Origin of the sequence: Brevundimonas diminuta (assembly GCF_050310045.1) — a bacterium.
Taxonomy (GTDB): domain Bacteria; phylum Pseudomonadota; class Alphaproteobacteria; order Caulobacterales; family Caulobacteraceae; genus Brevundimonas; species Brevundimonas diminuta_F.
On the sequence record NZ_CP190005.1, the window covers coordinates 1,573,180 to 1,585,673 of the forward strand.

At 65.2% G+C, this 12,494-nt stretch carries 11 protein-coding genes and 1 tRNA gene; 4 read left to right on the forward strand and 8 right to left on the reverse strand.

Annotated elements, in window-relative coordinates; translation table 11 throughout:
• Window positions 1-5: 5 nt before the first annotated feature.
• The 7 genes from ACORJG_RS07650 to ACORJG_RS07680 all read right to left on the reverse strand — a co-directional run bounded on the left by ACORJG_RS07650 (window position 6) and on the right by ACORJG_RS07680 (window position 3,980).
• On the reverse strand, window positions 6-275 hold the full coding sequence (locus tag ACORJG_RS07650; protein ID WP_346530044.1) for a hypothetical protein: 270 nt from the start codon (window positions 273-275) through the stop codon (window positions 6-8).
• Window positions 275-949 carry an NADH-quinone oxidoreductase subunit NuoE gene (gene nuoE, locus ACORJG_RS07655; protein ID WP_427792854.1) on the reverse strand — a complete coding sequence of 225 codons (675 nt, stop codon included), beginning with the start codon at window positions 947-949 and terminating at the stop codon, window positions 275-277. The genes ACORJG_RS07650 and nuoE overlap by 1 nt, the downstream gene beginning before the upstream one ends.
• Window positions 949-1,134: a hypothetical protein gene (locus tag ACORJG_RS07660; protein WP_346530048.1), complete on the reverse strand. Its 186-nt coding sequence runs from the start codon at window positions 1,132-1,134 to the stop codon at window positions 949-951. The genes nuoE and ACORJG_RS07660 overlap by 1 nt, the downstream gene beginning before the upstream one ends.
• Entirely contained in the window at window positions 1,131-2,309 is a 1,179-nt protein-coding gene (locus ACORJG_RS07665) for an NADH-quinone oxidoreductase subunit D (RefSeq protein ID WP_427792997.1), read from the reverse strand. The genes ACORJG_RS07660 and ACORJG_RS07665 overlap by 4 nt, the downstream gene beginning before the upstream one ends.
• Before the next feature lie 92 nt (window positions 2,310-2,401).
• Window positions 2,402-3,025 carry an NADH-quinone oxidoreductase subunit C gene (locus ACORJG_RS07670; RefSeq protein WP_427792856.1) on the reverse strand — a complete coding sequence of 208 codons (624 nt, stop codon included), beginning with the start codon at window positions 3,023-3,025 and terminating at the stop codon, window positions 2,402-2,404.
• Window positions 3,022-3,633: a NuoB/complex I 20 kDa subunit family protein gene (locus tag ACORJG_RS07675; RefSeq protein WP_427792858.1), complete on the reverse strand. Its 612-nt coding sequence runs from the start codon at window positions 3,631-3,633 to the stop codon at window positions 3,022-3,024. The genes ACORJG_RS07670 and ACORJG_RS07675 overlap by 4 nt, the downstream gene beginning before the upstream one ends.
• Window positions 3,603-3,980, reverse strand: a complete 378-nt coding sequence (locus ACORJG_RS07680; RefSeq protein ID WP_427792860.1) for an NADH-quinone oxidoreductase subunit A — start codon at window positions 3,978-3,980, stop codon at window positions 3,603-3,605. Before ACORJG_RS07680 ends, ACORJG_RS07675 begins: the two co-directional genes overlap by 31 nt.
• Before the next feature lie 448 nt (window positions 3,981-4,428).
• Between ACORJG_RS07680 and ACORJG_RS07685 the strand changes: the two genes are divergently transcribed.
• Window positions 4,429-4,505 (forward strand) — tRNA-Asp (locus ACORJG_RS07685).
• Between the two features lie 108 nt (window positions 4,506-4,613).
• Here ACORJG_RS07685 and ACORJG_RS07690 read toward each other — a convergent pair.
• The gene (locus ACORJG_RS07690; protein ID WP_427792862.1) at window positions 4,614-5,864 is read right to left on the reverse strand and encodes a glycosyltransferase; all 1,251 of its coding nucleotides are present in this window, start codon (window positions 5,862-5,864) and stop codon (window positions 4,614-4,616) included.
• A gap of 283 nt (window positions 5,865-6,147) precedes the next feature.
• On the opposite strand from ACORJG_RS07690, the gene ACORJG_RS07695 reads away from it, so the two are divergent.
• The 3 genes from ACORJG_RS07695 to lexA all read left to right on the forward strand — a co-directional run bounded on the left by ACORJG_RS07695 (window position 6,148) and on the right by lexA (window position 12,436).
• Complete coding sequence (locus tag ACORJG_RS07695) at window positions 6,148-9,369, forward strand: autotransporter outer membrane beta-barrel domain-containing protein (RefSeq protein WP_427792864.1); 3,222 nt, start codon at window positions 6,148-6,150, stop codon at window positions 9,367-9,369.
• A 118-nt stretch (window positions 9,370-9,487) separates the two neighbouring features.
• Window positions 9,488-11,575 carry a prolyl oligopeptidase family serine peptidase gene (locus tag ACORJG_RS07700; protein ID WP_427792865.1) on the forward strand — a complete coding sequence of 696 codons (2,088 nt, stop codon included), beginning with the start codon at window positions 9,488-9,490 and terminating at the stop codon, window positions 11,573-11,575.
• Window positions 11,576-11,731: 156 nt separating this feature from the next.
• Complete coding sequence (gene lexA / locus ACORJG_RS07705) at window positions 11,732-12,436, forward strand: transcriptional repressor LexA (protein WP_346530062.1); 705 nt, start codon at window positions 11,732-11,734, stop codon at window positions 12,434-12,436.
• Window positions 12,437-12,494 lie beyond the last annotated feature (58 nt).

Genomic DNA, 12,494 nt, shown 5'->3' on the forward strand with positions numbered 1-12,494 from the left:
ATCCCTTAAAGTCCTTCCGCCATGCGGCGTTTATGGTGGCGGGTGCGCTGGAAGACGGCGTAAATCACCAGCACCCATCCCACGGCCAACAGGCCATAGGCCGCCATCACCGCGTTTTCAGTCAGGCCGAAACGGCCCTCGCGCGCGAACAAAACCAGTGCGGCCGCGACCACGATACAGGCCAGCCCCGCCCAACGCGGGCGCCAGCCGACGCGACGCAGCTCGGCCCGATAGGCCGCCCTGCCCGCTTCAGTTTCGAGGTCCGGCCGCCCCATCAGACCGGCGCCTTTTCAGCGACGGGCTCCGAGTTCGGCAGCTTCTTGATCTTCTTCGCGGCCGAGCCGTCATACAGCGCCGGGTCCGTCAGAACGCGCGCGCCGCCCACCGGCTCGGACGAGTGGCGACCGACATAGCTGCCCGCCTTCGGCGTCTTGCCCGCAGCGAAATCATCGATGATCTGGGCCATGTTTTCCGGCGTCAGGTCTTCGTAATAGAGGTCGTTGATCTGGGCCACCGGCGCGTTCGAACAGGCGCCGATGCACTCGACTTCCTGCCAGGTGAAGCGGCCGTCGGCGGACAGTTCGTCCTTGGGACCGATCTTCTCGCGGCACACGCGCATCAGCTCGTTGGAGCCGCGCAGCATGCACTGCGTCGTGCCGCAGACCTGGATCAGCGCGGCCTTACCGACCGGCGTCAACTGGAACATGGTGTAGAAGGTCGCGACCTCCAGCACCCGGATATAGGCCATGCCCAGCAGGTCGCCGATGGCGCGGATGGCGGGCTCCGAGACCCAGCCTTCCTGCTTCTGGACCAGCCACAGCACCGGGATCACCGCCGACTGACGACGCGATTCCGGGTATTTCTGGATCCACCACTGAGCCTTTTTCATCGTCTCTTTCGAGAACTCGAAAGAGGCAGGCTGCTCCTTGGCGAGACGACGAACGGACATCAGACTTCCATCTCAGAAACAACAGTGCCTTCGCCCAGCACCTTCTTGCGGACGGTCAGAACCCGGTGCTGGCCCTGACGGCGGATCAGGAAGCAGTGTTGCTGCTGCTCGCCATAAGGGGCGGTCGTCGAATAGCTGACCAGTTCCCAGCCCTGGTTCAGGCGTTCGGAAAGCGGTCGGTTCATCGATCCACCTCCCCGAACACCATGTCGAGCGAGCCGAGGATGGCGGACACGTCCGCCAGCATGTGGCCGCGGTTCATCCAGTCCATCGCCTGCAGGTGACGGAAGCCGGGCGCCGACAGCTTGACGCGGTAGGGTTTGTTGGTGCCGTCCGACACCAGATAGACGCCGAACTCGCCCTTGGGCGCCTCGACGGCCGCATAGACCTCGCCTTCCGGCGTCTTGAAGCCCTCGGTGTAGAGCTTGAAGTGGTGGATCAGCGCTTCCATCGAACGCTTCATCTCACCGCGACGCGGCGGCGTGACCTTGTGGTCTTCCGACAGGACCGGCTCGCCGGGGCAGTTGCGCAGCTTGTGGATGCACTGCTCCATGATGCGCACCGACTGGCGCATCTCTTCGACGCGGCACAGGTAGCGGTCCCAACAGTCGCCGTTCTTGCCGACGACGATGTCGAACTCCATGTCGGCGTAGCAGTCGTACGGCTGGGCCTTGCGCAGATCCCAGGCGATGTCCGAGCCGCGCAGCATGACGCCCGAGAAGCCCCAGGCCATGGCGTTTTCCTTGGACACCACGCCGATGTCGACGTTCCGCTGTTTGAAGATGCGGTTTTCGGTGACCAGGCTTTCGATGTCGTTCAGCGCCGCCGGGAACTCGGCGCACCAGCGGCCGATGTCGTCGATCAGCTCGGGCGTCAGGTCCTGATGGACGCCGCCCGGACGGAAGTAGTTGGCGTGCAGACGCGCGCCGCAGGCCCGCTCATAGAAAACCATCAGCTTCTCGCGCTCTTCGTGGCCCCACAGCGGCGGGGTCAGAGCGCCCACGTCCATGGCCTGCATGGTCGCGTTCAGAAGGTGGTTCAGGATGCGGCCCATCTCGGCGTAGAGTACGCGGATAAGCTGGCCGCGATACGGCACGTCCACGCCCAGAAGCCGCTCGATGGCCAGGCAGAAGGCATGCTCCTGGTTCATCGGCGAAACATAGTCCAGCCGGTCCAGGTAGGGGATGTTCTGGAGGTAGGTGCGCGCCTCCATCAGCTTCTCGGTGCCGCGGTGCAGCAGGCCGATGTGCGGATCGACGCGCGTGACCAGCTCGCCGTCCAGCTCCAGCACCAGACGCAGCACGCCGTGCGCGGCCGGGTGTTGCGGGCCGAAGTTGATGGTGAACTTGCGGTCGTCCATCGCCCGCGCGTGCGGGGTCAGGCCGTCTTCATAGTCCTCGAACGGGTCGATGGCCGAACCGATCGGCGCCGGCATGTTCTTGACGTCGGCCATTACTGCGCTCCCGCCTTTTCATCGCCCGGCAGGACGGTCGGATAGTCGGCGCCTTCCCACGGAGACAGGAAGTCGAAGTTACGGAATTCCTGCGTCAGCTTCACCGGTTCATAGACGATGCGCTTCTGCTCTTCATCGTAGCGGACTTCGACGTAGCCCGTCATCGGGAAGTCCTTGCGCAGCGGGTGCCCCTGGAAGCCGTAGTCGGTCAGGATGCGGCGCATGTCCGGGTGATCCGAGAAGATCATGCCGTACATGTCGAAGGCTTCACGCTCGAACCAGCCCGCCGACGGATAGACCGAGGTCACGCTGGGGACCGGCTGCACTTCGTCGGTCGACACCTTGACGCGAACGCGCGCGGCGCGCGTCAGCGACAGCAGGTGGTAAACGACCTCGAACCGCTCGGCGCGGTCGGGATAGTCGGCGCCGCAGACATCCATGCACAGCTGGAAGCCGAACTGATTGCGCAGGGCCGTCATGACCTCGACGATCTTCTCGCGCGGGGCGATCAGGGTCAATTCGCCATAGGCCACCACAGCCTCGACGCCGAGCGCCGCGACCATTTCCGTGCCCAGGGGCGTAAGGGCGGATTCGCGCTCCGCAACGCGCACCAGTTCGCTCATCGCTCGATGGTCCCCGTGCGGCGGATCTTCTTCTGCAGTTGCAGGATGCCGTACAGCAGGGCCTCAGCGGTCGGCGGGCAGCCCGGAACGTAAACGTCCACCGGCACCACGCGATCGCAGCCGCGCACGACGCTGTAGCTGTAGTGATAATAGCCGCCGCCGTTGGCGCACGACCCCATCGAGATGACGTAGCGCGGGTCCGGCATCTGGTCGTAGACCTTGCGCAGGGCCGGAGCCATCTTGTTGGTCAGCGTCCCGGCGACGATCATCAGGTCCGACTGGCGCGGCGAACCGCGCGGCGCGGTGCCGAAGCGCTCCAGGTCGAAACGCGGCATCGACAGGTGGATCATCTCCACGGCGCAGCAGGCCAGACCGAACGACATCCACATCAGCGAACCCGTGCGCGCCCAGGTGATGACGTCGTCCAGCGAGGTCGTCAGGAAGCCGCGCTCGCCCAGCTCCGTATTGACGGACTCAAAGAACTTATCGTGGATCTTGGGATCATAGCCCTCGACGGTCGAACGCGCGCCAGAGCCGTAGCTTGGGCCGGCGGGGACCAGGGGGCTGGTGGGGGCGATCACTGCCATTCCAGGGCTCCCTTCTTCCATTCGTAGATGAAGCCGACCGTCAGAATGCCGAGGAAGACCATCATCGACCAGAAGGCGAACACCATGCCGCCGGTCGAGAGATCGAACATCGACACCGCCCACGGGAACAGGAAGGCGATTTCCAGGTCGAAGATGATGAAGAGGATCGACACCAGATAGAAGCGCACATCGAACTTCATGCGCGCATCGTCAAAGGCGTTGAAACCGCACTCATAAGCCGAGAGCTTCTCGGTGTCGGGGTTCTTGGGGGCCAGCACCCAGGCCGCCAGCATGAAGCCGGCGCCGAGCACGATCGCGATGCCCAGGAAAACGACGATCGGAAGATATTCTAGAAGAAATTCGTTCATTCGAGCTGCCTCGCCCGCCGGGAGGTAGAGGGCGGATTCGGGGCTTCTTAGACCCAACCTCGTCAGGGTTCAAACCCATGTCGGCAAAGGTTTTTTGTTGCGAACGGTTCGCACTTTTTTGGCTGTTTTATTCCGGCTCATTCGAAGGCTCCCGGCATTTCAATGATCCGCGAAACAGGCGGCGCAGATGTCCATAAATCAGCCTCGAGACAGATTGAGCCGCGCGGTCACGCCTCTCGCCTCGTCACGCGACCGCCAGAAGCAGCATGAAATGGCGATGACAAGGCGCGTCCGCTCTCTCAGCCAAGCGCGTGATGGAGGATGCGGGCACATTTCAGCCGGACGGCGAGATGTTTTCATTTATCCACAGCCGGGTCGCTTGACGTGCGACGCAGCCCCGCCTAAACGACGCCCCTCGCCGCAGCGCACCAGCGCTTCGGATGGGAACGCGGGTGTAGCTCAGTTGGTTAGAGTGCCGGCCTGTCACGCCGGAGGTCGCGGGTTCGAGCCCCGTCACTCGCGCCACTCCTTCTCAGCAATGAGGGAGTGGCGCGCCGCCCTCCCCTTCTGCATTTCATGAACATCCAGACCGACCGCAGATGACGTTCTCATCATGCGCCATCCTGTCCTATCTTAGTTGATCGGCAGCCTCTGCGCAGGCGTGACGAACTCCGCCTTACCGGTCAGTTCGCCGTAGAGCATGGTCAGGTCCTCGAACACTCGATTCCAGGCAAAGTGTTCAACCGCCTTGATACGCGCTGCACGGCCCAGAGCTTCAACATCACGGGCAAACAGCGCCTCGATCGCAGCGGCGTATTCAACCGGATCAGCCGAGGCGGCCAATTGCCCCACGCTGTCATCGACCGTCTCGGCCACGCCGCCCGAATTGACGCCGACCACAGCGCGGCCGCAGGCCATGGCCTCCAGCACGATCAGGCCGAACGGCTCCTTGTCATTGGCGTGAACAAAGGCGTCGCAGCTGGCGATGATGCGGGCCACGGCGCGCGGGTCCTTTTCATACGGCAAGGAGATGACGCGATCTTCAGGCGGCATCCCCGCCCCCGCGCCGACCAGCACCAGATGATAGGGCGCGCCCAGACGCTGCACCGCATCGATCAGGACGCCGACGTTCTTCTCCTTGGCCGGGCGACCGGCGAAGCACAGCAGACGCGCATCCGCATCCAGCCCCAGCTTCTTCAGCAGCGCCTCGCGGTCGCGACGCTCAGGATGGAAGGCGTCGACATCGACCCCCAGCGGCCGAATCACAATGCCGCCCACGCCCGCCTCTTCCAGCCTCCGCGCGATGAATCGACTGGGCGAGACGACGCGGTCGAACTGCGAGAAGAGCTTGGCCCAGCGCTTTTCAACCGGCTTCTTGGCCCATTCGCCGAAATGAAGGGCCGCCAGCGCCGCAGGGTCCGAATGGCAGAAACCCACGACCGGGCAACCGACCCTCTGTCCCGCCTCCAGCGCGCCCTGCCCGGGCGTATAGGGATCGCCCGCCTCGATCAGCGCGGGGTTCAGCGACGACACCCACGCGCCCCAGCGTCGCACCGAGCCCGGCCAGCGGTATCCGTCGCCGAAAGGCAGTTTGGGCGCCTGCAGACGGACAATGCCGTCCGATCCCGTCCGATAGCCCGAACCCGGCACCACCAGATTATGAGCAACGCCGGGACGTTCGGCCTCCAACCAGGCTTTTTTGGACATCAGATAGCGTTTCACCCCACCCGAACGGGGCGCGAAAAGCATGGTGGTGTCGACCAGACGCGGCCGGGAATCAGTCGCCGCCGCCTTCATGGCCCGCAAGGTGTCGGCGACGTCTTCATCAAGGCCGGGAAACAGCCGCAGCTCGCTTTCCTGCACATCGATGGGATTCATGCTCATCCGGCGGACCTTCTGCCTGTCGTTGTTCACGCTAACGCTAAAGCTCCGGCTTTGGATGCGACGGATACGGTTGTAGTTCGCTCTTTCGCCCGTAACGCCCGTAACGGCTACGCTCAAGAGAAAGACGGCAGGCGCGCATTTTCATCTGCCGTTCAGATTGATCGCCCTACGCCCGGTCTTGCATTCGCCTCAAATTAGAGAAACTTGGGGCATGCTGGCGCAGACCCTGTTAGGAGGGGCGCCTTCAATCCTTGCGCGTGCGACCACGAGGGGTTTCTTACGAATGCGTATTCTGCTCGCGAGCGCTGTTGCGATCGCTCCCCTGATGGTCGCTTCCGGCGTTCAGGCCGAACAGGTCATTTCGAACGAGCGGACCACCCCGGTCCGCACCTCGACCGCCAACAACGGCGCGCCCGACGCCGTACGGCTGGCCAGCGGAGGCTCTGTCGTCGTCACCTCGGGAACGGCCGTGACGCTGGATTCCAGCCATGACGTGAAGCTGGATGCCGGGTCCAAGATCGACATGCTCAAGGCCGCCGACGGCGCCACGGGCATTGAGGTTCAAGGCGGCAACACCGGCAAGGTCACCATCGCCGGCGCCATCAACATCACCGACTCCATCGAGGAGTATAAGGATGAGAACGAGGACGGCATTCCCGACGGCCCCTTCGCCGACGGCACGAACCGCCACGGCGTCCGCGTCACGGGCACGGCGCCGTTCGTCGGCGACATCCGCATCGAGTCCAGCGGCTCCATCAAGGTCGAGGGCAATCAGTCCTCGGGCCTGACGGTCGAGGCTCCCCTGACCGGAAACATCTTCAGCCAGGGTCAGATCACCGTCGTCGGCGCCGACGCATACGGCATCCACACCACAGGCGACGTGACAGGCGATGTGACCGTGCTGGGCAGCGTCGGCGTGCTGGGCGAAAACGCCACCGGCGTGGCCATCGACGGAGACGTCGACGGCGCCGTCAAGATTCAGGGCGCCGTCAGCTCCACGGGCTACCGCTTCACCACGGCCCCGCCGCCCAAACCGACCACGGGCGATCCGATCAAGGGTCGGCCCTATCTGGAAAACCTGAAGCCGGAAGACATGCTGCAGGGCGGTCCCGCTGTCCGCATCGCGGGTGACGTGACCAAGGGCGTGGTGTTCGACGCCCCGCCGCCGCCGCTGCCAGACGACGCCACGGAAGAAGAGAAGAAGGATCCGGATCGCGACAAGGACGGCATCCCCGACGCTCAGGAAACGACGGCCACGATCCGCACCTTCGGCGGCGCGCCCGCCGTGCTGGTCGGATCGGAGACCAAGGCCATCAGCCTCGGCGCCGTCGGAACCGGCGATGACGCCTATGGCTTCATCAACCGCGGCACGATCGAGGCTTCCGGCATCTATAAGGAAGTCGACGCCACGGGCGTTCAGATCGGCGGCACGGGCCACGACGTCACCCTCAGCGGCGGCCTGCGCAACCAGGGCACGATCACCTCGACCGCCGTTACGGCGGACAGCACCGCCCTGCACTTCGGCGACGGCGTCACGGCAGGCAAGATCCTCAACTCCGGCGCGATCCAGAGCCTGTCCACCGGCTCCGGAGAGCATCAGTCATCGGGCGTTCTGATCAGCAGCGGCGCCAACGTCGGCGCGCTGGACAATTCCGGCGCCATCACTGCCGGGATGAGCGGCTCCAAGGGCGACGCCGTCGCCGTGCGCGATGAGTCGGGCACGCTTTCCTCGATCAACAACACCGGCAAGATCATCGCCGCCATCACGCCTGAAAAGGACGTGGCGCGGACCGGCTCGGCGATCGCCATCGACGTCAGCGCCAACACCACGGGCTTCACCCTGATTCAGGACGGCGTGGTCATTCCCGACCACAAGCTGCCCGACGCCGACGGCGACGGCGTGCCGGACGCCAATGAGCCCGTCATTCGCGGCGACATCCGCCTTGGATCGGGCGATGACGTGCTGGATATCCGCAACGGCACGGTCAACGGCGACATTTCCTTTGGAACCGGCAAGGACCGCCTGTCGATCAGCGGCGGCGCCGTGGTCACCGGCAAGCTGTCGAACGGCGATGGCCAGTTGGACATCAACATCTCCAAAGGCACGCTGGACGCCCGTCAGTCCGGTCAGGTCGCCGCCAGCAGCCTGAACGTGGGCGGCGACGGTAAGCTGATCGTCACCCTGGACCCGGCGAACAACACGGCAGGCGGCTTCAAGGTCAGCGGCAACGCGACCCTGGCCGACGGCGCCGGTCTGGGCGTGCGGTTCGATTCCCTGATCAAGGACCCGACTTCCTTCACCGTCATCGAAGCGGGCGATCTGAAGGTCGGCGCCATCGATCAGAGCGCGCTGCAGGACAACTCTCCCTACGCCTTCGTGGTCAAGTCGAACGTCGATCAGGCGGCTGGAAAGCTGACCGTCGACGCCCGCCGCCGTACGGCCGAAGAAGCCGGCATGATCAAGGCCGAGGCCGCCGCCTATGATGTGCTCTATGCCGGGCTGGCCGACAATGAACTGATCCGCGCGGCCATGCTGAACCAGACGACCCGCGACGGCTTCTTCCATATCTATCAGCAACTGCTGCCCGACCACTCGGGCGGTCCGCTGCTGTCGCTGGCTAGCGGCGTCGACGCCGTGACCCGCGCCCTGACCGGCCGCAACGCCTCGGCTGCGCCGGGCGAAACCAGCGCCTGGGTGCAGGAAATCAACTTCTACGCCGACAAGGACAAGACCGACACCTACGGCTTCCGCTCCGAGGGCTTCGGCCTGGCGGGCGGCGTCGAGCGCGGCACCAAGGTCGGCGCCTTCGGCGTCACGGCGGCCTTCACCTCGTCCGACCTGGAAGACCCCGAAGCGGCCGCCGAAGAAGTCCTGTCGGCCAACCTGCTGGAGTTGGGCCTCTACTGGCGCGCACAGGGGCAGTACTGGTCGACCTGGGCGCGGGCTGCAGGCGGCTACGCCTCCTTCGACGCCACGCGCAAGCTGGTGGCCGACGGCATCAACCTGAAGAACAAGTCGACCTGGCACGGCTTCACCGTGGCTGCCGCGGGCGGCGCCTCGTATGAGCGTCACTTCGGCCGCATCAACGTGCGGCCGGAAGCCTATGTCGAATATTTCTCGCTGAACGAGGACGCCCGCACCGAACAGGGCGGCGGCGACGGGTTCGACCTCGATATCGACAAGCGCGACGGCCACATGTTCTCGGGCGTCGCGGCGGTCAACATCGGATACGGCTTCGGCAAGGACGGCTGGATCCGTCCGGAAGTGCGCCTGGGCTGGCGCCAGAACTTCTCGGTCGATGCGGGCAAGACCATCGCCCGTCTGGCTTCGGGCGGCGATTCCTTCACCCTGGACCCCGCCAGCATCGAGGGCGGCGGGCCGATCCTGGGCTTCCGCCTGAATGTCGGCAACGACCTGGGGCTGCTGTCCATCACCGGCGACGCCGAACTGCTGGAAGACTACGTCCGCTACACGCTTCTGCTGCGGGCCAGCTTCAAGTTCTGATTTTTCTTCGGAACGCGCATTAAAAAGGGCCGCCGGATTCGTTCCGGCGGCCTTTTCCATGTCTTGTCGCCTGCCCGCGCTCTCCTATGATCCCCGCCGAACCATAGGGGGTTTCCTGATGAACAAATTCGCCTGGGCGGCCTGCGCCCTGATCCTGAGCGCCCATGCGCCCGCGCTGGCGCAGACCGCGCCTGCGGCTGCTCAAGCCGCCCTGCCCTCCGTCGACCGCGGCCTGTTCACGGCCCAGGATCTGTTCGGCATGGAGGTCGCCTCCGACGCCCAGATCAGCCCCGACGGCAGCCAGATCGCCTATGTCCGCCAGACGGCCGACATCATGACCGACCAGATGCGCCCGACCATCTGGCTGATCGACGTCAAGACGGGCCAACACTCGCCGCTGGTCGCCTCGGCCGGATCGCACCGCCAGCCGCGCTGGTCGCCGGACGGTACGCGCCTGTCCTACATCTCGAACGCCGAGGGCGGCGCGCCCCAGCTGTTCGTCCGCTGGATGGCCAGCGGTCAGGCCGTGCGCGTCAGCAACCTGCCCAACACCCCGTCCAGCATCAGCTGGTCGCCGAACGGCGAGCAACTGGCCTATTCGGTTCTGGTTCCGGCCGACAAGCCCAAGATAGGCTCGCCTCTGCCCAAGCCGGAAGGCGCCAAATGGGCTCCGCCGCTGGAGATCATCGATACCGTCGCCTACCGCTCGGACGGTCAGGGCTATCTGAAGACCGGTTTCCGCCAGGTCTTCGTCGTCGGCTCTGAGGGCGGCGGCGCGCGCCAGCTGACCCACGGCGACTTCAACCACGGCGGCGGCCTGTCCTGGTCGCCCGATTCCCGCACCCTGTACCTCAGCGCCAACCGCCGCCCCGACTGGCAGCGTGAAACAGCCGACAGCGAAGTCTACGCCCTGAACGTGCAGACCGGCGGCCTGACCGCACTGACCAGCCGCGCAGGCCCCGACAACTCGCCCGTCGCCTCGCCCGACGGCCGCCGCATCGCCTATCTCGGCTATGACGACAAGGGCATGGGCTACCACAACACCGGCCTTTATGTGATGGACGCCGACGGCTCGAACAGCCGCCTGCTGACCGGCAATCTGGACCGCTCGGTCCGCTCGCCGGTGTGGAGCCGCGACGGCCGCTCGATCCACGTCGCCTATGACGATCAGGGCCGCACCAAGGTCGCCCGCGTGTCGCTGGACGGCGCCCTGACCAATCTGATCGAAGACCTGACCGGCGACGATTTCGGCCGTCCCTACACCGGCGGCGACTACTCGGTCGCCAATGACGGCGCCATCGCCTACACGCGCGGCACCACCAGCCGCCCGGCCGATGTTCACGTCCTGAAGGGCGGCCGCAGCATCCAGCTGACCCACCTGAACGCCGACTTCCTAAACGCCCGCCGTCTGGGCGAGGTGCGCCGCATTCAGGTCGCCTCATCCCACGACCAGCGCGCGGTCGAAAGCTGGCTGACGCTGCCGGTCGACTATGTCGAGGGCCAGCGCTACCCGCTGGTGCTGGAAATCCACGGCGGTCCGTTCGCCGCCTATGGCCCGCACTTCGCCACCGACAACCAGTTGTTCGCCGCCGCCGGATACGCCGTGCTGTCGGTCAACCCGCGCGGCTCGACCTCCTATGGGTATGAGTTCGCCAACCTGATCCACCACAACTATCCGTCGAACGACTATGACGACCTGATCAGCAGCGTCGATGACATCATCGCCCAGGGCATCGCCGACCCGAACAAGCTGTTCGTCACCGGCGGTTCGGGCGGCGGCGTGCTGACCAGCTGGATCGTCGGCAAGACCGACCGTTTCAAGGCCGCCGTGGTCCAGAAGCCGGTCATCAACTGGGCCAGCTTTGCGCTGACCGCCGACAACCCGGCCACCTTCGCCCGCTACTGGTTCGGCGAATATCCGTGGGAGAACCCGGAGGCCTACTGGCGCCGGTCGCCGCTGTCGCTGGTCGGCAACGTCAAGACCCCGACCATGGTCGTCGTCGGCGACGAGGACTATCGCACCCCCGTCAGCGAGTCGGAGCAGTACTACACCGCCCTGCAACTGCGCGGCGTGCCGACGGCTCTGGTGAAGATCCCCGGCGTCGGCCACAGCCTGGCCGTCCGTCCGTCCCAGAACGCCGCCCGCATGAACACCATGCTGGAATGGTTCGACCGCTATAAGGACGGCGCCCCGGCCGCCCGCTAAGGCCAGCCTCGACCTAAACTGAAAACCCGCGCCCGCCGTCGATCGGCAGGCGCGGGTTTTTGCTTTCAGACGCCCAAGCGTGGCGTTAGTTGACTTTTAACCAGAACACTTACAGAACATCACAGTCGGTTCACGCCTTGTTCTGGATTCTGCGCCATGCTCACGAAGAAACAGCACGAACTCCTGATGTTCATTCATGAGCGCATCCGGGAGACGGGCGTTTCCCCCTCCTTCGACGAGATGAAGGAGGCGCTGGATCTGGCGTCCAAATCCGGCATCCACCGCCTGATCACGGCGCTGGAGGAACGCGGCTTCATCCGCCGCCTGGCCCACCGCGCCCGCGCGCTGGAAGTGGTCAAACTGCCCGAACAGGCGACGACCGCCGCCCCGGCCAAGGGCCGCGCCCCCTTCAGGCCCGACGTGATTCAGGGGGGCGGCCTGAACCCCGGCGCCGCTGCGCCCGAGGCCGCTAACGACGTGCGCGACCTGCCCCTGCTGGGCAAGATCGCCGCAGGCACCCCCATCGCCGCCATTCAGCACGAACGAGAGCGCCTGCCGGTCCCCGAGGCCATGCTGGGCGCGGGCGAGCATTATCTGCTCGAGATCGAGGGCGATTCCATGATCGAAGCGGGCATCCTCGACGGGGATACCGTCATCATCAAACGCGTCGAAAACGCCTCTTCCGGCGAGATCGTCGTCGCCCTGGTGGAGGGTGAGGAAGCCACGCTGAAACGCCTGCGCAAGAAGGGTCAGTCAATCGCGCTGGAGCCCGCCAACAGCGCCTATGAGACCCGCATCTTCGGCCCCGATCAGGTCGAGGTTCAGGGCAAGCTGGTCGGCCTGCTGCGCCGCTATCACTGATAGCCTCTGCGGTCGGTTTAAAGCACCGTCCTATGAACTCCGCTCATCCCGACGGACG